Origin of the sequence: Nocardia sp. FBN12, from assembly GCF_050320175.1 — a bacterium.
Taxonomy (GTDB): Bacteria; Actinomycetota; Actinomycetes; order Mycobacteriales; family Mycobacteriaceae; genus Nocardia.
The window spans coordinates 5138247-5160093 of sequence record NZ_CP190048.1; the positions used below are offsets into that span (position 1 = coordinate 5138247).

At 68.2% G+C, this 21847-nt stretch carries 19 protein-coding genes; 9 read left to right on the forward strand and 10 right to left on the reverse strand.

Features of this window, described 5'->3' with window-relative positions; genetic code table 11:
* Positions 1-17: 17 nt before the first annotated feature.
* Positions 18-311, forward strand: a complete 294-nt coding sequence (locus ACQHI0_RS24385; protein WP_056816138.1) for a chorismate mutase — start codon at positions 18-20, stop codon at positions 309-311.
* Positions 312-410: 99 nt separating this feature from the next.
* Here ACQHI0_RS24385 and ACQHI0_RS24390 read toward each other — a convergent pair whose 3' ends face one another.
* Positions 411-1868 carry an NAD-dependent succinate-semialdehyde dehydrogenase gene (locus tag ACQHI0_RS24390; protein ID WP_427904139.1) on the reverse strand — a complete coding sequence of 486 codons (1458 nt, stop codon included), beginning with the start codon at positions 1866-1868 and terminating at the stop codon, positions 411-413.
* Between the two features lie 352 nt (positions 1869-2220).
* Between ACQHI0_RS24390 and pgi the strand changes: the two genes are divergently transcribed.
* Both pgi and ACQHI0_RS24400 read left to right on the forward strand, forming a co-directional pair.
* The gene (pgi, locus tag ACQHI0_RS24395; protein WP_427904140.1) at positions 2221-3864 is read left to right on the forward strand and encodes a glucose-6-phosphate isomerase; all 1644 of its coding nucleotides are present in this window, start codon (positions 2221-2223) and stop codon (positions 3862-3864) included.
* A 159-nt stretch (positions 3865-4023) separates the two neighbouring features.
* A complete protein-coding gene (locus ACQHI0_RS24400; RefSeq protein WP_427904141.1) occupies positions 4024-5019 on the forward strand; it encodes a hypothetical protein in 996 nt (331 codons plus the stop codon).
* On the opposite strand, the gene ACQHI0_RS24405 is transcribed toward ACQHI0_RS24400, so the two are convergent.
* From ACQHI0_RS24405 to ACQHI0_RS24425, 5 genes are all read right to left on the reverse strand, one after another.
* Entirely contained in the window at positions 4991-6544 is a 1554-nt protein-coding gene (locus ACQHI0_RS24405) for a GAD-like domain-containing protein (RefSeq protein WP_427904142.1), read from the reverse strand. The genes ACQHI0_RS24400 and ACQHI0_RS24405 overlap by 29 nt on opposite strands.
* A gap of 93 nt (positions 6545-6637) precedes the next feature.
* Complete coding sequence (locus ACQHI0_RS24410; RefSeq protein WP_427904143.1) at positions 6638-7180, reverse strand: potassium channel family protein; 543 nt, start codon at positions 7178-7180, stop codon at positions 6638-6640.
* Between the two features lie 75 nt (positions 7181-7255).
* Positions 7256-7924, reverse strand: a complete 669-nt coding sequence (locus ACQHI0_RS24415) for a nucleoside triphosphate hydrolase (protein ID WP_427904144.1) — start codon at positions 7922-7924, stop codon at positions 7256-7258.
* Between the two features lie 205 nt (positions 7925-8129).
* Complete coding sequence (locus ACQHI0_RS24420; protein WP_427904145.1) at positions 8130-9758, reverse strand: acyl-CoA dehydrogenase family protein; 1629 nt, start codon at positions 9756-9758, stop codon at positions 8130-8132.
* Positions 9759-9776: 18 nt separating this feature from the next.
* Positions 9777-10382 carry a TetR/AcrR family transcriptional regulator gene (locus ACQHI0_RS24425; RefSeq protein WP_427904146.1) on the reverse strand — a complete coding sequence of 202 codons (606 nt, stop codon included), beginning with the start codon at positions 10380-10382 and terminating at the stop codon, positions 9777-9779.
* A 204-nt stretch (positions 10383-10586) separates the two neighbouring features.
* On the opposite strand from ACQHI0_RS24425, the gene ACQHI0_RS24430 reads away from it, so the two are divergent.
* Both ACQHI0_RS24430 and ACQHI0_RS24435 read left to right on the forward strand, forming a co-directional pair.
* Positions 10587-11348, forward strand: coding sequence for a crotonase/enoyl-CoA hydratase family protein (locus ACQHI0_RS24430; RefSeq protein WP_427909281.1), 762 nt, complete (start codon positions 10587-10589; stop codon positions 11346-11348).
* A complete protein-coding gene (locus ACQHI0_RS24435) occupies positions 11348-12742 on the forward strand; it encodes a hypothetical protein (protein ID WP_427904147.1) in 1395 nt (464 codons plus the stop codon). The genes ACQHI0_RS24430 and ACQHI0_RS24435 overlap by 1 nt, the downstream gene beginning before the upstream one ends.
* A gap of 24 nt (positions 12743-12766) precedes the next feature.
* On the opposite strand, the gene ACQHI0_RS24440 is transcribed toward ACQHI0_RS24435, so the two are convergent.
* Together ACQHI0_RS24440 and ACQHI0_RS24445 are read right to left on the reverse strand one after the other, a co-directional pair.
* Positions 12767-13465 carry a TetR/AcrR family transcriptional regulator gene (locus ACQHI0_RS24440; protein WP_427904148.1) on the reverse strand — a complete coding sequence of 233 codons (699 nt, stop codon included), beginning with the start codon at positions 13463-13465 and terminating at the stop codon, positions 12767-12769.
* Between the two features lie 44 nt (positions 13466-13509).
* Complete coding sequence (locus ACQHI0_RS24445) at positions 13510-14808, reverse strand: alpha/beta hydrolase (RefSeq protein ID WP_427904149.1); 1299 nt, start codon at positions 14806-14808, stop codon at positions 13510-13512.
* 133 nt (positions 14809-14941) lie between these two features.
* Between ACQHI0_RS24445 and ACQHI0_RS24450 the strand changes: the two genes are divergently transcribed.
* Positions 14942-17044 carry a bifunctional lysylphosphatidylglycerol flippase/synthetase MprF gene (locus tag ACQHI0_RS24450; RefSeq protein ID WP_427904150.1) on the forward strand — a complete coding sequence of 701 codons (2103 nt, stop codon included), beginning with the start codon at positions 14942-14944 and terminating at the stop codon, positions 17042-17044.
* On the opposite strand, the gene ACQHI0_RS24455 is transcribed toward ACQHI0_RS24450, so the two are convergent.
* Entirely contained in the window at positions 17041-17733 is a 693-nt protein-coding gene (locus ACQHI0_RS24455) for a pyridoxamine 5'-phosphate oxidase family protein (protein ID WP_427904151.1), read from the reverse strand. The genes ACQHI0_RS24450 and ACQHI0_RS24455 overlap by 4 nt on opposite strands.
* Positions 17734-17812: 79 nt before the next feature.
* Between ACQHI0_RS24455 and ACQHI0_RS24460 the strand changes: the two genes are divergently transcribed.
* Genes ACQHI0_RS24460 through ACQHI0_RS24470 form a run of 3 tightly spaced genes read left to right on the forward strand, consistent with a single transcriptional unit; the run spans position 17813 to position 20969 of the window.
* Positions 17813-19231, forward strand: a complete 1419-nt coding sequence (locus tag ACQHI0_RS24460; RefSeq protein WP_427904152.1) for a PLP-dependent aminotransferase family protein — start codon at positions 17813-17815, stop codon at positions 19229-19231.
* 50 nt (positions 19232-19281) lie between these two features.
* Positions 19282-19527: a DUF2630 family protein gene (locus ACQHI0_RS24465; RefSeq protein ID WP_427904153.1), complete on the forward strand. Its 246-nt coding sequence runs from the start codon at positions 19282-19284 to the stop codon at positions 19525-19527.
* A complete protein-coding gene (locus ACQHI0_RS24470; protein ID WP_427904154.1) occupies positions 19524-20969 on the forward strand; it encodes a dihydrolipoyl dehydrogenase family protein in 1446 nt (481 codons plus the stop codon). The genes ACQHI0_RS24465 and ACQHI0_RS24470 overlap by 4 nt, the downstream gene beginning before the upstream one ends.
* Here ACQHI0_RS24470 and ACQHI0_RS24475 read toward each other — a convergent pair.
* Positions 20962-21831 (reverse strand): Fpg/Nei family DNA glycosylase, encoded by an 870-nt coding sequence (locus tag ACQHI0_RS24475; RefSeq protein ID WP_427904155.1) that lies wholly within the window; start codon positions 21829-21831, stop codon positions 20962-20964. The genes ACQHI0_RS24470 and ACQHI0_RS24475 overlap by 8 nt on opposite strands.
* Positions 21832-21847: the final 16 nt, after the last annotated feature.

Genomic DNA, 21847 nt, shown 5'->3' on the forward strand with positions numbered 1-21847 from the left:
ACACGAGGAGATGAATGATGAGCACCCCTGCTACGACAACCGGGTCCGATTCGGCCTTGCCGCAATCCGAAGCCGAGATCGACAAGCTTCGCCTCGAGATCGACCAGCTCGATGCCACGATCCTTGCCGCGATCAAACGCCGCAGCGAGATTTCCCGGATCATCGGCCGCACCCGGATGGCTTCCGGCGGCACGCGCCTGGTCCACAGCCGTGAGATGAAGGTACTCGAGCGTTTCAGTGAGCTCGGCCAGGAGGGCCACACCCTCGCCATGCTCCTGCTCCGTCTCGGCCGCGGCCGCCTCGGCCGCTAGGCCGACCCCCCAAACCATGCGGCGACCAGCCAGTTCGCCGCTTCCATAAAGCCGCCCCGGGTGCGACACCATCCCCGGGGCGGTTGTTTTTTGTCTGGCTCAGGTGAGCGCGATGTATTTGGTGTTCAGGTATTCCTCGATGCCCTCGGTGCCGCCCTCGCGACCTAAACCTGATTCCTTGACACCGCCGAACGGGGCAGCCGGGTCGGAGATGACGCCCCGGTTGACGCCGACCATGCCGCTCTCCAACCCCTCCGAGATGCGAAGCGCACGATCCAGGTCCCGGGTGAAGACATAGCTGACCAGGCCGTATTCGGTGTCGTTGGCGGCGGCGAGACCCTCCTCCTCGGTATCGAAGGCGACGATCGGGGCAACCGGACCGAACACTTCCTCGCGCAGGATGCGGGCGGTCGGCGGGACATCACCCAGGACGGTGGCCGGGTAGTACCAGCCCTCGCCGCCGGGGACCTTGCCGCCGATCAGCACGCGTGCGCCCACGGAAACAGCATCGTCGACCAGGTCGCTCACGATCGTCCGCTGGTCCTCGCTCACCAGCGGGCCGAGGGTGGTCGCGGGATCGGTCCCTGGACCCATCACGACGGTGTCGGCCACCGCGGCGACGAACTTCTCGGTGAACTCGGCGACCACACCGCGCTGCACGTAGAACCGGTTGGCCGCGGTGCACGCTTCGCCACCGTTGCGCAGCTTCGCCAGCATCGCACCGGCCACGGCGGCGTCGATATCGGCATCGTCGAACACGACGAACGGCGCGTTGCCGCCCAATTCCATGGACGTGCGAAGCAACCGGTTCGCCGACGACGCCACGAGTTTCTTGCCGACTTCGGTGGAGCCGGTGAAGGTGAGCTTGCGCAGCCGCGGATCGTCGATCAGCGGGCTCGTCACAGCCCCGGAACGCTGCGTGGTGACCACCGACAGCACCCCGTCGGGCAGACCGGCCTCGCTGCAGAGCCTGGCCAGCGCCAGCATGGTCAGTGGCGTCGCCGAGGCGGGTTTGACGATCATCGTGCAGCCCGCCGCCAGCGCGGGCCCGATCTTGCGGGTGCCCATGGCGAGCGGGAAATTCCACGGCGTGATCGCCAGGCACGGCCCCACCGGCTGCTTGGCGACCATGATCCGGCCCGTCCCCGACGGCGCGTCCAAGTACCGCCCGTGAATCCGCACCGCCTCCTCGCTGTTCCAGCGGAAGAACTCGGCGCCGTAGCGCACCTCGTTGCGGCTCTCCGACAGCGCCTTGCCCATTTCGAGCGTCATCAACAGCGCGAATTCCTCGGCTCGCGCGGTGAGCTGCTCGAACACCGCCCGCAGGATCTCACCCCGCTCCCGCGACGGCGTCGCCGCCCACGCCTCCCCCGCCGCGACGGCCGCGTCCAGCGCCCGCATCGCGTCCTCCGGAGTCGCGTCGGCCACCTGCGCGATCACCGACCCATCGGCCGGATTCCGCACGTCGAAAGTCCCACCCCCGGTGGCCTCGACAGGACCGGAACCGATCCACAAACCCTTGGGCACGAATTCAAGTACGTCGCGTTCAGACACCATGAGCCCACCCTAAGCCCGCACCCGCAACCACCGAAGAAGAAACATGACCACCCTCCCGCACCACACCGTCCATGGCCTGTCCCCGCCTTCCACAACCCACCCACCCCAACCACCGCACTCCCGACCCTTAGGGAGGGACGGCCACGAAGTGGCCGGTCGCGGCCGGGTCGCCGGTTAGGCGCCGTTGCGTAGGCGACGAAGGAGCAAGCAACGGCGCCTAACCGGCGGCCCCTAGGGGCCGCGACTCGAGCGCGCCAGCGCTCCAATAAACACAGCCCCAAACCTCCCTGGGACTACTCAAACCCCATGGCTAGAGCGCGCCAGCCGTACAGCAACGCGGTACCCTCGGCTCGTGAGCAGCAGCGACATCACCGCGTCGGCGGCCTGGCAGGCACTGCACAGCAATCACCGCACGGTCGCGCCGATGCACCTACGGCAGCTGTTCGCCGACGACCCGAAGCGCGGCCACGAGCTGACGCTGCAGGTGGCCGACCTGCACATCGACTACAGCAAACATCGCGTGACTCGCGAAACCCTGCGCCTGCTCATCGATCTCGCGCGCACGGCCGGTGTGCCGCAGCGCCGCGACGCGATGTACTCGGGCCAGCACATCAACACTTCCGAGGACCGCGCGGTCGGCCATATCGCCCTACGCCTGCCGGTCGGCGATCAGCTCTGTATCGATGGCACCGACGCCGACGCCGAGGTGCACGACGTCCTGCGCCGGATGGGCGAATTCGCCGATTCCGTCCGCTCGGGCGCGTGGCGCGGCGCGACCGGTGAGCGCATCGAGACCATCGTCAATATCGGTATCGGCGGCTCGGATCTCGGCCCCGACATGGTGTATCGCGCGCTGCGCCACTATGTCGACGCGGGCATCGCCGCTCGTTTCGTCTCGAATGTCGACCCCGCCGATCTGGTCGCCAAGCTCGCCGGCCTCGACCCGGCGACGACGTTGTTCATCGTCGCCTCCAAGACCTTCTCGACCCTGGAAACCCTCACCAACGCGACCGCGGCCCGCCGCTGGCTGGTCGACGCGCTGGGCGAGGAAGCGGTCGCCAAGCATTTCGTCGCGGTGTCGACGAACGCGGAGCGAGTGGCCGAGTTCGGCATCGACACCGCGCACATGTTCGGCTTCTGGGATTGGGTGGGTGGGCGCTACTCGGTGGATTCGGCGATCGGCCTGTCGGTGATGGTGACCATCGGCAAGGAGCAGTTCGCGCAGTTCCTCGGCGGAATGCACGCCATAGACAAGCATTTCGCCACCGCGCCCCTTGACGAGAACGCGCCGGTACTGCTGGCGATGCTCGGCGTCTGGTACTCGAACTTCTTCGGCGCGGAATCCCGTGTGGTACTGCCCTATTCGAACGATATGGCCCGATTCCCGGCCTACCTGCAGCAATTGACGATGGAATCGAACGGCAAGTCGGTGCGCGCCGACGGCACCCCGGTGACCTCCTCGACCGGCGAGATCTTCTGGGGTGAACCGGGCACCAACGGCCAGCACGCCTTCTACCAGCTACTACACCAGGGCACCCGCCTGATCCCCGCCGACTTCCTCGGCTTCGCCCGGTCCACCGACGACCTCCCGACCCGCGACGGCACGGGCAGCATGCAGGACATCCTGATCAGCAACTTGTTCGCGCAGTCGAAGGTGCTGGCCTTCGGCAAGACCGCCGAGGAGATCCGCGCCGAGGGCACCGACCCGGAACTGGTGCCGCACAAGGTGATGCCGGGCAACCGGCCGAGCACCACGATCCTGGCGGCGGAGCTCACACCGTCGGCGCTGGGTCAGCTGATCGCGCTCTACGAGCACCAGGTGTTCGTCGAGGGCATCATCTGGGGGGTAGACAGTTTCGATCAGTGGGGCGTCGAGCTGGGCAAGCAGCAGGCGCTCGCCCTGATGCCGTTGCTGAGTGAGCCGGAAAAGCCGGTGTCGGTGGGTGATTCGTCGACCGACGGGCTCATCGAGTGGTATCGGTCGCACCGTCGGTGATCTCGTCCGGTAGGAGACAATAGGCAGACACACCCTGCTACCCCACTACCGTCGCAATACAGTCGAAGTGTGCGAAAACCGTGGGGCGAATTCGGCATCGATGAATGGCTGTGGACACAGATCCGCAACCCGCGACCGAAGTTCGCGACCCCAGTCCCGGTGGTCGACCTGCCCGGGTTCGCGGCGGGCGAAGTGTCGTCGCGGCGTTGGCTCGACTGGCGACAGGCGAATGCCATCAACGCGTTCGCGGTGCGGTTGACTCGTGAGATCGTGGCGGCCCTGGGGCAGGAAGGCATTACGCCCCTCGAAACCTGGCTGCACCGAGAAGTCAGAAGGACCAGCGTGGGTGGACGCTCGCGAATAATCGACCCGCGAACCGACGCCAACGGCTTCGCCATCCTGACTTCGGTGAAATTCCCGAAATACAGTATCTTCTCCGGCAGACTGGACGGCAGAATCGTGCCGGCGATCTACGCCCAGTACCCGATCTCCGCGACCACTACCGCGAGCGTCAACAGTTCGATACCCGGCCCCTACGGATTTCGCACGGGCGTGCGGTTCCCACTGAACGGCGAACGGTACGATACCCTCCAAATCGGCTCCCCCAGCTACTTCCACCGCTACCGCGAAAGCCCCGCCTATCCTGGCCGCTACATCGGGAACTGGCCCCTGGACCCCGCTGCTGAGCGCGAACCGCTCGTCTACCCCGACAAGCCACGACACACGATGCCCGCGCGGCGTCACGTTCCCGCAATCGCCGAATACACCCTGGCCGAGGTGACTCGCTGGAGCGAATACCTCGGCTACCGACTCGGCGATGCCACCTCCGGCTGGCACTTGGACTGGAATGAGTCCACCGTCAAAGGCTATGAGACCTACGTGCTCTCGGCGCCGGTCACGCTCACCGTCACCGAAGCCGAGATCGGGCGACGCGCGCTCCCCTACACAGCCGTGTCGGCCAAGCTCAACGGAGTATCTCGTGAACCGCAACCCTGGCATCGACAACGCTCGCCCCTGATTACCTTCAACATCTTCAACGGCTTGCGGGCAGATATCAATGACCCCGATACGCCGGGTCAGTTCGTCCTCACGGTCAAGAGCAGCGGCTACCGCAGTCGGCCGGCGTTCAGTCTTCCCTGCTGCCGAAGCTGCTGAAGAAAGGCTGAGAAGTGGCTTTCAGGTGTGCGGTTGCCGCGGCGCGGATCGTGGACATCGCTGAACGTGCGTCCGACCGGGCCGCTGTCTCGGTGCGGTAGACAACACTGCGCCCGCGGGGATTCTCACCGACGAAGGGCAGTGGATCGAAGGCGTAGATCGTGGAGTGGTCGAGCGGGCCGAGCTTTGCCACGATCTTCCCGAAAGCACCACGCCAGTGGGTATCGCCGCTGACCTGCGACCCCAACGCCAAGACGAGCGCGCCGAAGTCGACCCCGCGCGCGATGTGGACGACTTCGGGTGTGAGTGGGTCGATACGGACCAGGTTGCCCATTTCCGCCTTGAAGCAGATGATTTCTCCGAACGCGGTCCGGAACAGCGGGATCTGACCTGCGCGATGGGTTTCCGGAAGGTCGAGTCCCGCCAGCCATTCGTCGACGATCGGTTGCCATTCGTGCGGGTCGCACACCCACAACAATCCCTTGGCGAAGCCCGCGAACCCGACCTCCCGCCAGAAGGTGTGCACGATGCCGGGCAGATCGCTGTACTCGTCGAAGTAGCTCTCCGGAACCGCCACCTGCTCGAGCGGTTCACCGGTCCAGCTGGTGTTCCACCGGGACAGGAAGTCGTGTACTTCCAGCGGGAGTTGCTTTCCGGTGGCGCCGAGCGCCGTCCACAGCTCGTCGAACTCGGTCTGGCGGGTGATGAACTGCCGCAGTTCCCCTCGTTCGTGCAGGTAGCAGATGACAACGTAGGGGATACGGACGCTGAATCCGTATTCGTCGTGCGAGGACGTGTAGTTGGTGGGGCCGACGCTCGAGTCCCGCACATAGTCCTGCACCGAGTCGTCCAGGCTGTCGATACGCGCATCGAAGTTGCGGTAGATGTATTCGTAGAACTCGGCGATTCTCTTGATCTCGTCCCATCCCACGCATTCGTCGACGAGTTCGTCGATCGCGACGTAGTCGTGCGGGTAGGCCATGAAGGCGAAGTTCTCCAGGTACCGGTAACGCCAGTCATCGGGCATCGTCGAGAGATCCGTCGGCAGGCTATTCAGCACGCGGCCGTGGCTCCACAGAACTTCCTCGTCGAACTGAAATCCCTCGAAGTCGTCCATCATGGACAGCATCGACTCCAGGAGGAGTTCCCGTACGTCCGCGTATCCCTCGACGTGATCGGGGCAGCTACGCAGTAGGTCGTCGACCTCGTCCATCGATTCCTCGACGTCGCCGCTCCATTCGATGTCGTCGCCCCCGAGGTCATCCGACTTCTTCTCGGTCAAGCGGCGCTCGAGAGTGTCGAACAACGTCACGACAGCGTCGGAGTACCGCGGTTCCGCGGCGATGTTCCACTCGATCTCATCCAACGACACGGTGTGCCCGGTCGATTCCGCGATGAGGTTGATGGCGGCGGTCTGGTATCCCTCCGCGATGGGGACCGTCGTCGAGAACCGACCGGATTCGCCGGCCAACTCGCGCGGGATGCGGACAAGGTAGTTCCTTCTACCCTCGCTTCGGACGCTCACGCGATACATGGCCCTCCCCCTGCCCTCCAGTGTCACGTGGTGAGACTCTAGCGCGGCGACCGGGGACGGTACCAGTAGCCGATCGAGCGCAACCTACTGCGCGGCAGTCCCGTTCGCGGCGCTGAGCCTGCGGGTGACGCTGGTCGTGACAATAGTGGCCAGGGTGCCGATCACCACCAGGTCGAACACAATCTGGACCATCGTCGCGACGCGGGCCACCTGACCGACGGCGTGGACGTCGCCGTAGCCGATGGTGCCGAGGGTGGACAAGGTGTAGTACAACGCGTCGGTGCGCGTCACCAGGCCGTCGAACTCGTCCGGATGTAGTTGCTGCAGCCGGTAGTAGAACAGCGAGAACACCACGCAGACGATGCATACGACGAGCAGGACACCATCAACCCGGCCGCCCGCCGTCGCCGGCGCTTTCAGGAAATGCTCGATCCGCCGCCACACCAGCCACACCAGTCCGACGACGCCCGCGATGAAGCTGACCACCCCGAACACCCGCCCCGGCCAGGCATCGAGCTGGAACGTCCAGCTCATCGGCACGCTGTAGTAGAGCAACAGCGCGCATACCGCCGCCGCGCCGTTGCGCAACGCGTGCCCTGGCACCGATACCCGCCGACGTCGCGTCATCGCTCCATGATTGCCCGGTGACGCCGAATTTCGTGGCGCACGCGCCGACTGCGCGACCGCCACTGCCGAGTCACCTCAGCTGATCCGGTATCCCTGCCCCGCCGCCGCGAGCACCAGGTCGGCTCTGTCCCTGCTCGCGGCGACGAGATCGGCGTTGCGCAGATCGCTATCGGTGACCTTGATCCGCGCCTCGGTCGCCGACCACCCGCCGGCTGTGTGCCGGTGTAGCAATCGTTCGGTGAGGATCTCGCGCGGCGCGTCGAGGTACCAGCACGCGTCGAGCAGTCCCCGGACCTCCGCCCAGCCGGGCGCTTGGGCATCGGTGAGCAGCAGATAATTGCCCTCGACCACAACGACCTCTTCGTCACGCACGAGCACGCCGCCTTCGGTGGGTTCGTCGACGGCCCGGTCGAACAGCGGCCATGGCAAGTCAGCGCCGATCGGCGTCGCCCGCAGCGTCCGCAGGTCGGTGACGAAGGCGGCCGCGTCGAAGGTATCGGGCTCGCCCTTGCGGTGTAGTGCTCCGCGGGCGCGCAGTACGTCGTTGCGCAGGTGGTAGCCGTCCATCGGCGCGATGACAGCGGGTCTGCCCGCGCGGGTGAGCTCGGCGCCGAGCCGCTCGGACAGCGTCGATTTGCCCGCGCCCGGTGGTCCCGCGATACCGAGCAGGAAGCGCCCGCCGAGCGAGTGCGGGACCCGCCGGGCGAGGTCGGTCACCGACAGCACCTCACTCGGCCAGGTCACTGCCTCACCCTACGAGATCACCATGCCTGTATGCCTTGCAGCCAGCGCCGAATCCCTGCCCTTCGACCCGCAGAGCCAGGCGGAGGACAGGTGGGCACAGCCGGGGGTCTCGTCACCGTCGACAGCCAGAGGCGGGCGCCCGGTCCCGGGCATCAGCCCGGAGGCCGAGTTGGCCGCAGATGCCCCCGATACCGGCTCGCCCGGATCAGACCACGTCGACGAAGGCTCGCTCGATGATGGCGCCGGTGTCGACGCCGACGGGCAGGGTGCCGAAGGCGATGCCCCAGTCCCCACCGAGGCGGGTCGCGCAGAAAGCATCCGCGACAGCGGGGTGCCCGTGCCGCACCAGCTGCGCGCCTTGGAGGACGAGTGCCATCAGTTCGACGACGCGGCGGGCACGATATTCGATGTCGGACAGGTCGGTGAGTTCCTTGCCGACGCGGTCGATCGCGTCGTCCAGGCGCGAATCGGCGCCGCGGGCGAGCCCGACCTCGGCGAAGTACGCCTCGACCGTCTCGGGCTGACGCCCCATCGCGCGCAACGCATCCAGCGCCGCCACATTGCCCGATCCTTCCCAGATCGACATCAACGGCGCCTCGCGGTACAGCCGCGGCATACCCGACTCCTCCGCGTATCCGTTGCCGCCCAGGCATTCCAGCGCTTCGGCGGCATGCGCGGGCGCCCGCTTGCAGACCCAGTACTTGGTGATGGCGAGGGCGATCCGGCGCAGCGCGGCCTCGGCCGGGTCGCTGCCGGCGCGGTCGGTGGCCCCGGCCAGTCGCATCATCACCGTGGTCGCGGCATCGGATTCGATGACGAGGTCGGCGAGCACATTGCGCATGGCGGGCTGGTCGATCAGCTTGGCGCCGAAGGCTGCTCGGTGCCGGGCGTGATGGATCGCGGTCACCGCGCCGAGGCGCATGCCGGTGGCCGAGCCGATCACGCAGTCGAGGCGGGTCATGTTGACCATTTCGATGATCGTCTTCACGCCCGCGCCCTCGGCGCCGACGAGCCAGCCGGTCGCGTTCTCGTATTCGATCTCCGAGGACGCGTTGGACTTGTTGCCCAGCTTGTCTTTCAGCCGCTGGATGCGAATCGGATTGCGGGTGCCGTCGGGCAGCACACGCGGCAGCAGGAAACACGACAGGCCGCCAGGGGCCTGCGCGAGGGTGAGGAACATGTCCGACATGGGAGCCGAGGTGAACCACTTGTGTCCGACGACGCGGTACGAGCCGTCGGGTTGTGGTGTGGCGGTGGTGGTATTGGCTCGAACGTCGGAGCCGCCCTGCTTCTCCGTCATCGACATGCCCGCGATGAGGCCGGCCTTGGCCGACGGTTCACGCAGGCCGAAATCGTAGGTGCGCGAACCGAGTAGCGGTTCGAACCGGGCTGCCAGTTCGGGGTTGTGGCGCAGCGCGGGCACCACCGCGTAGGTCATCGAGATCGGGCACATGTGCCCGGCGTCGGCAGCGCCCCAGGTGTAGAACTTGGCGGCGCGGGCGGTGTGCGCGCCGGGCCGCTCGTCGAGCCACGGCGAACCGTGCAGGCCATGTGTCACAGCCACATTCATCAGGTCGTGCCAGTGCGGGTGGAATTCGACCTCGTCGACACGGTTACCCCACCGGTCGTGGGTGTGCAGCACCGGCGGGTACTCGTTGGCGAGCCTGCCCCACTCCTGCGCCTCGACACCGCCTGCCAGCGCGCCGAGTTCGCGCACCTCGGCTTCGGCCCAGCCCGCGCCTTCACGGTGCAGGCCCTCGAGTAGCGCGGGGTTGCGCGCCGCGTCGAAGGGGATCAGCGGTGGTGCCTGGTTGAACACTTCGTGGGTCGGCATGTCCTGTAACTCCTTCGACTACAACGTTTCCGGGCGCGCACCGAGCGCGCGTACGGCGAAAGCGACCAATTCCGGGATGACGGTCTCGGCGTGCGGTGCGGCGGCCAACGGGCCGACGAGTACCTCGCCGATCGCGCCGACCAGTGCGGCGGCCGTGAGGCCCGAATCCTGGGCGGGCAGCCGACCTTCGGCGACACCGTGGGCGATGGCGGTCTCGAACGAGGCGGCGAACGCGCGCCGGAACTCCAGCCGTTGCGCGTCGACGGCGGCGTCGACCGGCTCGGCCAGCAGCACGTAGGCCAGCTTCGGGTTCTTCAGCGCGCGGCCCGCGAAGGTCTCCACCGCCGCGGTGACCCGCCCGACCACGTCACCGTCGGCCACCGCGGCCCGGACCGCGTCGACCTCGCGGGCGACGACGGTCTCGAATACCGCGGCGACCAGTGCGGCCTTGTTCTCGAACTGCTTGTACACGGTGCCGGTGGCGATCCCCGCCTCGGCGGCGACCGCGGCCATCGACAGCCCGGCGAACCCGTCGCGCGAGAGCACGCGGGTGGCGCCCTGCACGATCAGCGCCCGTTGCGCGTCGAGCCGGGCCTGCACGGCCGGGGTCCTGCGGTACACCATGCGAAGAAGTGAATCATGGATTCACCTCTTCACACAAGAGGCCTTCACCCACGAGCGCTGTGCCCGTATGGTCGAAGAATGGAAACAGGTTCACCGGCCGAGAACAGCGCGCGGTCCCGAGGATCGGTGGCCGGGCAACCCGGTTCGCCCGCCGGCGGGCGATCGGCCGGGCTGCCCGTCGACGGCAGCGAGGCGGCGAAGTCGGTGCGCGTCGAGCATGCGGGCCCGGTCACCACGGTGATCCTGGATCGCCCGCAAGCCCGCAACGCGGTGGACGGTCCGACCGCGCAGGCGCTGGTGGAGGCCTTCCGCGCGTTCGATGCCGACCCCACCGCCGCGGTGGCCGTGCTGTGGGGCGAACACGGCACCTTCTGCTCCGGCGCGGACCTCAAAGCCCTCGGCACCGAGAACAGCAATCACGCCGCCGAGGACGGTGACGGCCCGATGGGACCCACCCGGCTGCGCCTGTCCAAGCCGGTGATCGCGGCGGTCTCCGGGTACGCGGTGGCAGGCGGGCTCGAGCTCGCCCTGTGGTGCGATCTTCGAATCGCCGAGCAGGACTCCACTTTCGGCGTCTTCTGCCGCCGCTGGGGCGTCCCGCTGATCGACGGCGGCACCGTGCGCCTGCCGCGCATCGTCGGCGAAGGCCGCGCACTGGACATGATCCTGACCGGCCGCCCGGTGAGCGCACCCGAGGCGCTGCAGATGGGCCTGGTCACCCGGGTCGTGCCCACCGGTGACGCCCGCCGCGTCGCCGAGGAATTGGCCGCCCAGCTCGCCGCCCTCCCCCAAACCTGTCTGCGCACCGACCGCGCCGCCCTCTACGACCAGTACGGCCACGCCGAGGAAGAGGCACTGCGCATCGAATTCCGGCACGGCATGACGGCCCTGACCGGTGGCGCGCTCGACGGCGCCGCCCGCTTCACCGCAGGCGAGGGCAGGCACGGTAGTACCGACCACCGCTGATGGACCCGCTCACCGTCGTCGACGAAATCTTCCTCCGCACCCACCGAGGCATGGGCACCCCCATCGCCCTCCAGGGCCTGTGGCGCACCCCCGACGCGATGGAACCGGCTCTCCTGCAAGCGATTCACCACCATCTGCGCACCGGCCCCTTAGGCCGCCGGGTGGTCACACCCCGAGTCCCCGGCGCCCGCCGGACCTGGCACCCCAACGTCACCGCCCACCCCCTCGACATCCTCCCCGACCGAGACGGTGGCCCACTCACCGATCTCGCGATCCTGCCGTGGGCCGACAGCCTCGGTGCCGATCTGGACCCGGAGTTCGCGCCCGGCTGGCGCCTGTCCGCGGCACGCCTCGACGATGGCGGAACCGTTGTCGCCCTGACCTGTTCGCATGCCCTGGCCGATGCCCGTGGCCTGATCCACGCCATCACCGCCGCCCTTCGATCCCTCGAATCCACCGGCCCCGGCCTCGACGAACCCGCAGGATCACGCAGTGCCGGATCGGCGCAGCACATCGACGACGAGATGGGCAGTCGCACACAGTTTTCGGAATGGGCCGACGCCTGTTCCCAATGGGCCGTCATCATCGGCGGCACCGCCCGCGCGCTGCGCCGAAGGCTCGCTCGACCGGCACGTCCCATCGAGGACCCCTCCGCTGACCGCGTCCCGGACTCCGACATCGCGCCGTTGCCGACTGCGCGGAACCCACCTTCGCGGCCCGGCACTGATGTGTCGACGGACGGGCGCGTGGGCGGTTCGGCCAGCGACCGGGACCTACGGCCACTGCTGCTCACCTTCGACGCCGATCACTGGGACACCACCGCCACCGCCCTCGGTGGAACCTCGAACAGTCTGTTCATTTACCTGATCGCAAACATCCTGTGGGAGAACGGCTTCCCCGACCCGACGATCACCGCAAGCCTGCCCGTCGACACCCGCGACGAGCCCCGCGTCGACAACGACCTCGCGATGACCGAGATCGCCATCCAACGCCGCGACACCCCCGCGACGATCCGCGACAAGGCCAAGGCTGCCTACCAACGCCGAATGTCCAGCCCCGCAGGCCTTCCCGAGCAGATCCTCCAGGTGATCCCCGACCGATGGGCCTATGCCCTGAGCAAGGGCGCGGGCGAGCGAGACATCCTGTGCTCCAACATCGGCCCCCTACCCGACACCGTGCGAAAAGTCGGCCCGCACAACTGCACCCGAGTGGCTGCCCGCGCGATCCACCCCGGCATCACCACGTTCCCCCGCACCCAACTCTCGGGCTACCTCTCCCGCCTCGACAACACCTACTCGCTCGCACTGGTCGGCCTCACCGCCGACAACGACTCGCTTTTCGACGCCGTCCAGAATGCCTGCGCGAAACAAGGATTGAGACCTACACCTTGGTGAGCGCCTCCAACGCCGCCTCGGCCGTCAGGTAGCCGTCATCCCGATGAGCAGCACGCGCAGCCCCCAGACGAACTGATCAACGGAGGTCCACGCCGCGATCTCATCCAGATGCGCGGCGGTGCGCGGCCACCGGTCCGGATCCACGTCCCGCAGGGCCACACGACGAGCGGCGATCCGCTCGGATTCCGCGGGGAGCGGCGACTTTCCGTCGGTTTCGGCCACCTCGAGGGCGATCGAGCCGAGCACGTACACGAGCACCGCGTAGACCCCATGCGCCCGGATCGCCGACTGCAGCCCGCCGCGGGCGAGGCAGACGAACAGCGACTCGGTTATCTCCCGCGCCACCGGCCCGTCCGCCGACGGACTGTCCATGGGCCCCGACATGATCAACTCCGCGACGGCGGGATGGTCGAACAGCCGACCGCGCATGCCGAGCGCGAACTGGATCACCGCCGCGGTCCACTCCACCCCTTCGTCGGCGAGCGGCCCGAGCGCCACCGCCCCGAGCACGTGTTCGATCACGGCACGTTCGAGGTCTTTCACGCTACCGACGCGCGCGTGCACCGCATCAGCGTCGACCCCCAGCCGTTGCGCCACCGCGCCGATGGACAACGCTTCGACGCCGCCGGTGTCGAGGATGGCGAGCGCGACGTCAACGAGCTGCTCATCGATGCGCGATTCCGCCCCGCCGATGCCTGTACCTGGGGTTTTATCCTCGGACATGCGTCGAACTGTACTCCGCGAGTCCCCGCGGAACCCGTCACCGATCAGGGTGTCAGGCCGAGCCTGGTGGCCAACCACGGCAGCTGATCGCGCAACGCGGACGCCCACAGCGCGAAGTTGTGCCCGCCCGGCAGAATCCGCAATCGCACATCCATCCCCGCGTCTTTCGCCGCCTGGTACATCCGCTCCACCTGCGGCCGATACACCTCGTCCTCGGCCCCGACCACGAACGCACCGGCCGAATCCGGATACGTCCGCGACTTCAGCAGATCGAGCGGATTGACCCGCAGCAGCGCCTCGGTATCCCCGCCGAACGCGGCGTCCACGGTCCGCTGCCGGTCGCCCAGCGTCGGCTCGTCCTGTCCGGAGATATCGAGGAAGGTGGGATAGACCTCGGGGTAGTTGGTGGCAAGTTGCAGCGAGCAGGTCCCGCCGTAGGACAGTCCGCCGACCGCCCAGGAACGTGGATCCGGATCGATCTGCAGATTCGCTCGTGTCCAGGCAGGCACATCGACGGCCAGATAGGTGGCGACCTTGCCCAGCTCGGAGTCCAGGCACAACGGGTTCGCCAACTGGGAACCGGTTCCATCGGCCACCACGACCACCGGGGCGAGCCCGTCGTGCGCGCGGGCGAACGAGTCCATGGTCTCGGCCAACTGCCCACCGACGAACCAATCCCGCGGCGCACCCGGCTCACCGGCGAGCAACACCAGCACCGGCAACAGCGGCCGCGGATCCGCGAAATAGGCCGGTGGCAAGTAGATCTGGGCCTCACGAGCGGCGAAACCGGAAGCCGTCGGCGGGACCGAGGCCGTCAGCATCCGGCCATCGCGAGCCAGTCCACCGGGCTTGCGCCACGCGGGCTCGAGCGGACGCGCGCTGACCACCTGCTCGCGGCGGGTCAGCTCACCGGGCTCGACCCGATCCACCTGCTCGACGCCGAGCGCCGCGCCGACAGTCGGATACGACGCGTACTCCAGGTTGATCCGCACGCCCACCGCGACCAGCACGACCACCGCCGCGAGGACGGTCACCAACCCGGTCCACACCGTCCGGCGCACCAGAATTCGCGGTAGCACCAGTAGCACCGCGGCCACCGCGATCCCGATCAGCACGTACACCGAGACTGCGATCGGATCGGGAAACGGCCGCCACACCTCCTCGACGAACAGGTACAGCGCCACGGTCAGCACCGCCGCGGACAGCAGCACGATCGGCATGATCGTGGTGACATACCGCCGAACACGGGGTAACAGCAACCACACCGCACCCACGATGCCCAGTACCGTCGACGCCACCGGCAGCCATCCGGTGAGCAAAGACAGATCGGTGATTCGCGTCATCGCTGACCTCCACAGATGCCACCTCGACCGCCCTCGGCGCCCGCATCGCGGTCCCGGTACGGCCGCGATGACATACGGTACACAGAAGACCTCACCGCGCCGGTGCGGCGCACTCGCAGCAAAGGGTGGTTCCATGGACGAGAACACAGCTGCCACCGAACCGGCACCCGCACGCGCCGTCGCCTTGGCGCACACCGTGATCCGCCGGATGCCGTTCACCTTCGGCTTCCTCGCCGTGGTCGCGATTCTCGGTCTCGCCACCGGCGGCCTCTGGCGCAGGCTCGACGGACGTTCCTGGTTCCCCGAGATCGCCTACGGCTGGCCCGCGCTGACCGAGGGCAAGTGGTGGACGCCGCTGTCGGGCTGGTTCTTCGGCCTCACCCCGTTCCAATACCTCTGCATGGCAGTCGTTTTCGCCGCGGCGGTCGGCTGGACGGAGTGGCGCCTCGGGACCACGCGCACCGCCATGGTCTGCCTGTCCGGGCAATTGGTCGGCATCCTCGGCGCCTCGGTGACGGTCGGCTTGCTGGCGCACACCCATCTCGGTTGGGCCGACCGGCTTTCCGAGGTACGCGACGTCGGTTTCACCACGGGGGCGATCGCGGCGCTGGCCGCGGTCTCGGCGACCTTGCGTTCGCCGTGGCGGCTGCGGGTGCGCGCCGCGCTGCTGGCCTACGTGGCGATCACCTTCCTGTTCGAATCGACCTTCGCCGATCTCATGCATCTCATCGTGCTCGCCGTGTGGCTGCCCGCGGGCGAAAAGCTGTTCAGCCGAACCGAACACGGCTTCTGGCCGCGGACCCGCCGCGAGGTGCGCCTGCTCGCGTTCGCCGGACTGCTGGTGATCGCGGCGGCCTCGACAGCGGTGTATTTCTTCCCCGGCAACAGCCTGCTCGGTCCCACCGAGAACGAACGCGGCTCGTTCTGGAGCACGCTCCTCACAGTGCTGGTGATCGCGGTGGTCGCCGATCAACTGCGCAAGGGCAGGCGCTGGGCGTGGTGGGTCACGCTCGCGTACGGCCTGCTGCACGTGGTTCTCACGCTGATCCTGCTCGGCGTGGCCATCGGCACCGACTACGAGACCACCGGCGCGGTGACCGTGGGTACCGCCCTGCTGTGGGCGGGCGAGGTGGCGCTGCTCTACGGCGGCCGCGGCGCGTTCCGGGTGCCCGTCCGGCGCAAGATCACCGACGGCGCGCTCACCGGCGCCGAACCCGGTGACGCGGTCCGCACGCTGCTGGCCCGCTACGGCGGCAGCACCATGTCGTGGATGACCACCTGGCCGGAGAACAAGTACTGGTTCGCCGCCGACGGTGAACGCTGTGTCACCTACCAGCGCCACGCGGGCACCGTCATCGCGCTCACCGACCCGATCGGCCCGGTCGACCTGCTGCCCGACACCATCGCCGGGTTCACCGACCGTTGCGAGTCCGACGGCCTGATTCCGTGCCTGTTCTCCACCACGCGGTCGGTCGCCGATATCGCAGGCGAACTCGGTTGGCGCAGTGTGCAGATCGCCGAGGACACCATCGTCGACCTGCCCGAGCTCGAGTTCAAAGGCAAGGCGTGGCAGGACATCCGGTCGGCGATCAACAGGGCGGACAAGGAGGGGATCGAGTTCCGGCTCGTCGAACTGGCTGACGAGCCGTTCGCGGTGATCGCCCAGGTGCGCGCGATCTCCGAGGAGTGGGTGGGCGAAAAGGGGCTACCCGAAATGGGATTCACGCTCGGCGGCGTGGAGGAAGCACTCGATCCGGCAGTGCGGGTCGGCCTCGCCGTCGATGCCGACGGCATCGTCCACGGGGTCACCTCCTGGCTGCCGGTCTACGCGCCCGGCGACGAGATCCGCGGCTGGACACTGGATATGATGCGCAGGCGACCCGACGGCTTCCGGCCCGTGGTCGAATTTCTCATCGCCTCCGCCTGCCGGGCGTTCAAAGAGGAAGGCGCCGAGATCGTTTCGCTCTCCGGCGCTCCGCTGGCGCGCAGCGCGGGTACCGACGGCGCCGAACCGATCGATCGTCTGCTCGAAGGGCTCGGCGCCGCGATGGAGCCGTATTACGGCTTCCGGTCACTGCATTCGTTCAAGGCCAAGTTCCAGCCCCGCCACGAGCCGGTGTACCTGTGCTATCGCGACGAGGCGGATCTGCCCCGCATCGGCATCGCGCTGACGAAGGCGTACCTGCCCGAGGTCTCGGCCAAGGACTTGATCGCGCTCGGCGCCGCGGGGCACTAGCTCACCGGCAGTTCGACGGGGGTCACCCTGGCCGTGACGTCGGCGGGCACGTCGATGCCCGGTTCCAGGTCGCCGGCCGGGATCGGCTCGCCCCACACCTGCCGTAGCGGTAGTACGCCCGCCCACACACCGCCGGTCTCGATGTCGCTCTCGTCATCGTTCGGGCCGCCCGAACGCACCTTCACTGACGCTTCGGTGAGGTCGAGCGCGAGCACCATCGTCGCCGCCATCTCCTTGCGGTTGGGCGGCCGCACCCGATCCCAGGCGCCGGGCGCGGAATGCTCGACGATCACTCGTAGCGCGTTCGCACGCTCGGCCTCGTCGGTGACCAGCACCGCCCTGCCCCGGATCACCGCCGAGCGGTAGTTCATCGAGAAGTGCATGGCCGAGCGCGCGTACACCAGCCCGTCGACATGGGTCACGGTCAGCGAGATATCGGTGTCGATCGCGGCCCGCATATTGCCCGCTCCGGTGGATCCGTGCAGGTAGAGGGTGTCGCCGACGCGGCCGTAGATGGTGGGTAGCGCCACCGGCGAGCCGCCGAGCAGTACGCCGAGGTGGCAGACCAGGCCCGCGTCGAGCACCGCGTCCAGCGCCGCGCGATCGGTGACGCCACGTTCTTTCGAGCGGGTCAGGGTGGTGCGCGGGGTCGGCGAGAGGGGGCTGCGGTTGACGTCGTGCGTGCTCATAGGATGAGCTTCGCCGATAAAGTGGACCGCGTGTAGATCCAATTCAGCCGAAGTTCAACAGGCCAATTCGAGGTGGACGATGCTCGACGACCTTCCGATTCCGCTCGACCGGACCGCCCCCGAACCGCTGTCGGTGCAGGTGGCCGATGCCCTGCGCACCGCGGCGACCGACCGGGTGCTGCGCATCGGCGACCGTTTGCCGTCCTCGCGCGCCCTGGCTCAGCGGCTCGGTGTGAGCCGGGCCGTGGTGGCGGGCGCCTACGACCAGCTGCACGCGGAGGGCTGGCTGACCGGCAAACACGGGTCCGGCACCTACCTCAGCACCGCCCCCGCCACTGCGCCACCGGCCACCGGCGCGGGTCACGACACCGATCCCGACGCGGATCTGCTCGACCTCGGACCCGGCGCGCCGTGCGCCGAAGCGGTCGACTCCGCCGCCTGGCGCCGTGCCTGGCGTGCGGCAGGAGACCAAGCCCCGGAGGCTCGCAAGAACCGCGCGGGCGAACTGGACTTCCGGTCGGCGATCGCCGACCACCTCCTGCGCCATCGCGGACTGGCCGCCGGGGCCGGATCAGTGGTCCTGGCCACCGCGGGCACCAGCGCGGCGGTGGGTGAGCTCGCCACGGCACTGCTTCGCCCCGGCGATACGGTCGCCTTCGAAGACCCCGGCTATCTGCGCGCGGCCGGCGCGTTCCGGGCCGCGGGCATCGAGGTGCTCCCGGTGCCGGTCGATGCCGGCGGCTTGTGTGTCGACCGGATTCCGCCGGGTGTGCGCGCGGTGTATTGCACACCGGCGCACCAGTTCCCACTCGGCGCGCGGATGCCGGCCGCTCGACGTGTCGAGCTCATCGAATTCGCCAGGAGGACCGGCGCTTTCGTCATCGAAGACGATTACGACGGCGAATTGCGTTATGACACCGCGCCATTGCCACTGCTGGCGGCGATGGCCCCAGACGTCGTCGTCCATCTCGGGACCACCAGCAAGATCATCGCCACCACCCTCGGCGTCGGGTGGCTCGTCGCCCGCCCCGACATCACCGCCGCCGTCCTCGCGCACCGCACCGAGATCGGCAGCTCCCCCAGCCCCGCCGGGCAACGAGTTCTCAGCGAGTTCGCCCGCCACGGCGACCTGTCGCGGCACCTGCGCCGGCTCCGCCGCGTCGTGCCACCGCGCCGCGCCCTTGTGGTCGACGAACTCGCCCGCCGTGGCCTGCCCGTCATCGGCGACGACGCCGGCTCGCACGTCGTCGTCGAACTCCCCGGCCACGCCGCCGAACGCTATGCCGTCGACGCCGCCCGCGCCCACGGTGTCCTGCTCGACGGCCTGGCCCGCCACCACCTCGCCGAACCGCACCATTTCGGCGTAGCCATCGGCTACACCGCCCTGACCAGCGCCGATCTCGCCCGAGCGATGCCCGTCGCCGCCGATGCGCTCGCCGACGCGGCCACCGGTGATGCCGACCCGCAAGACCTCCCCGCCGGACCAGCGCGGTCGTAGCATGGACCGAGAGTCCCGCACTACCCTCCGACTATCGAAGGCGTGAGCATATGACCGATCAGGACATTCTGGCGCGGATCAAACAGCTGGTCGACGACGAGCACTCGCTGCGAGCCAAGGCCACCGCGGGCGAGATCGACCCGATCGCCGAACGCAAGCAACTGGCCGAGCTGGAGGTGATGCTCGATCAGGCGTGGGATCTGCTGCGGCAGCGGCGCGCTCGGACCGGCTCCGGCGAATCCGCCGAGGAAACCGGGCTGCGTTCCCCGCATGAGGTCGAGGGCTATCTGCAGTGACCGAGCTCGAATACGACGTCATCGTCATCGGCGCGGGTCCGGCGGGTGAGAACGCCGCCGCCTACGCCATCGCGGGTAGCGATCGCACCGCCGCCCTCGTCGAGCGGGAGCTGTTCGGTGGTGAGTGCAGCTATTGGGCGTGTATCCCCAGCAAGGCGCTGCTGCGCCCGGGCGCCGTGCTCGACCTCGGCGAGGCGATGCCGGGGGTGACCACGAGCGGCCCGCAGGTCGCCGACGTGCTGGCCCGCCGCGACGCCTTCGTGCACGACCACGACGACAGTTCCCAGGTCGAGTGGGCGAAATCGGCGAACATCGATCCCGTGCGCGGCGCGGGCCGCCTGATCGGCGAGCGCCGCGTCGAGGTCGATACCGACGACGGTGTCAAGGTCTTGCTGGCCCGGCACGCGGTGGTCATCGCGACCGGCACCACCGCCACCGTCCCCGACATTCCTGGCGTGCGCGAGGCCCTGCCGTGGACCTCTCGCGATGCCACCAACCTGACCGTCGTTCCGCGCCGAGTCGCCATTATCGGCGGCGGCGTCGTGGCCTGCGAGGCGGCGACCTGGCTGGCCGAACTCGGCGCCGAGGAAGTCACCCTGCTGGTCCGGGGTGACCGTCTGCTCCCACGCAACGAGCCGTTCGCCTCGGAGCTGGTCCTGCGGGGCTTGCGGGACAACGGCATCGTCGAGGTGCGGTTCCATACCGAACCACTGCTGGTCTCGCGTCGCGATCCCGAAAACACCGGCGTCGGGCGGATCCACGGCGGCCCCGTCACCCTGGTGCTCGACGACGGCGAACTCGAAGTCGACGAACTCGTCGTCGCCACCGGCCGCACGCCCGCCACCGCGAATCTCGGCCTCGACGCCATCGGCCTGCCCGCCGGCTATATCGAGGTCGACGACCAGCTGACCGCGCGCGAGGTGCCCGGCGACTGGCTTTACGCCGTCGGCGACGTGAATCACCGTGTGGCACTGACACATATGGGCAAGTACCAAGCCAGGGTGTGCGGTGACGTGATCGCCGCCCGCGCCGAGGGCAGGCCGCTGGACGGCATGCGGTTCACCGCGAGCGCCGACCACCAGCAGGTACCCCAGGTCATCTACACCGCGACAGAACTCGCGGCTGTGGGCCTCACCGAACACGAGGCACGCACCGCCGGATTCGCGGTGGACACGGTCGAACTCGACATCGCCGTCGCGGGTTCCGCACTCGCGCGTGACGACTTCCACGGTCGCGCGAAACTCGTCGTCGACACCGCCGCCCAGCGCATTCTCGGCGCCACCTTTGTCGGCCCGGAGATGGGCGAACACCTGCACGCGGCCACCATCGCGGTCGTCGGGCAGGTGCCGCTGGACACGCTGTGGAACGCCGTGCCCGCCTTCCCGACCGTCAGCGAATTCTGGCTCCGGCTACTGGAAGCCTGGCGCGAGAAGACTATTTGAGCAGCCGCGACATCCGCCGGTCGGCGAGCACTTTGCCGCCGGTCTGGCAGGTGGCGCAGTACTGGAACGACCGCTCCGCGTAGGACACCTCGCGCACGGTGTCGCCACACACCGGGCACGGTTGCCCGGTGCGGGCGTGCACCCGCATGCCCGAACGCTTTTCGCCCTTCAACCGGGCCGCGTCCTGCCCCACCGAGCGGTCGACCGCGTCGAGCAGAACGGTGCGCATCGCGGTGTACAACTGCGAAACCTTGTCCGTCGACATCGTTTTGGTGTTCGCGAACGGCGAGATCTTCGCGGTGTGCAGTATCTCGTCGGAATAGGCGTTGCCGATCCCGGCGAGCAGGGTCTGATCCACGATCGCGGTCTTGATCCGCTGCGAAGTACTTTTCAGCAGGGCGGCGAACTCGTCCTCGGTCAGCCCGAGGGCATCCGGTCCAAGCCGCGCGATCCCCGGCACCATCTTCGGGTCCTCGACGACGTACACCGCCAGCCGTTTCTTCGTCCCGGCCTCGGTCAGGTCGATCGCGGGCGTAGCACCCTCGGGGGTGAAGAAATGCACGCGCAGCGCCAACGGGCTCTTTCCGCCCGGCTTGGGCGGCACCGGATTCGGCTCATCGACCCAGCGCAACCAGCCACCGCGCGACAGATGGGTGATCAGCCACAGTCCGCCACAATCCATTCCGAGGAATTTCCCCCACCGCCCCGCACCGGTGACATCCCGGCCGGACAACGCGGTGACCGGCGGATCGAAGGTCTTCACCGCGCTCAGGGCGGCCACATCCACACGGCCGACCACAGCGCCGACGGCATGATCCCGAAGGAACTGCGCCAACGCCTCGATTTCCGGCAGCTCGGGCACGGGTGCCAGTTTAGCG

Coding starts and splice junctions, on each gene's coding strand:
- ACQHI0_RS24445 (WP_427904149.1), bottom strand. CDS start 14,808: ATGACGCGAATCACCGATCTGTCTTTGCTCACCGGATGGCTGCCGGTG.
- ACQHI0_RS24410 (WP_427904143.1), bottom strand. CDS start 7,180: ATGACGCGACGTCGGCGGGTATCGGTGCCAGGGCACGCGTTGCGCAAC.
- ACQHI0_RS24435 (WP_427904147.1), top strand. CDS start 11,348: ATGGACCCGCTCACCGTCGTCGACGAAATCTTCCTCCGCACCCACCGA.
- ACQHI0_RS24440 (WP_427904148.1), bottom strand. CDS start 13,465: ATGTCCGAGGATAAAACCCCAGGTACAGGCATCGGCGGGGCGGAATCG.
- ACQHI0_RS24385 (WP_056816138.1), top strand. CDS start 18: ATGAGCACCCCTGCTACGACAACCGGGTCCGATTCGGCCTTGCCGCAA.
- ACQHI0_RS24420 (WP_427904145.1), bottom strand. CDS start 9,758: ATGCCGACCCACGAAGTGTTCAACCAGGCACCACCGCTGATCCCCTTC.
- ACQHI0_RS24390 (WP_427904139.1), bottom strand. CDS start 1,868: ATGGTGTCTGAACGCGACGTACTTGAATTCGTGCCCAAGGGTTTGTGG.
- ACQHI0_RS24455 (WP_427904151.1), bottom strand. CDS start 17,733: ATGAGCACGCACGACGTCAACCGCAGCCCCCTCTCGCCGACCCCGCGC.
- ACQHI0_RS24465 (WP_427904153.1), top strand. CDS start 19,282: ATGACCGATCAGGACATTCTGGCGCGGATCAAACAGCTGGTCGACGAC.
- ACQHI0_RS24425 (WP_427904146.1), bottom strand. CDS start 10,382: ATGGTGTACCGCAGGACCCCGGCCGTGCAGGCCCGGCTCGACGCGCAA.
- ACQHI0_RS24450 (WP_427904150.1), top strand. CDS start 14,942: ATGGACGAGAACACAGCTGCCACCGAACCGGCACCCGCACGCGCCGTC.
- ACQHI0_RS24460 (WP_427904152.1), top strand. CDS start 17,813: ATGCTCGACGACCTTCCGATTCCGCTCGACCGGACCGCCCCCGAACCG.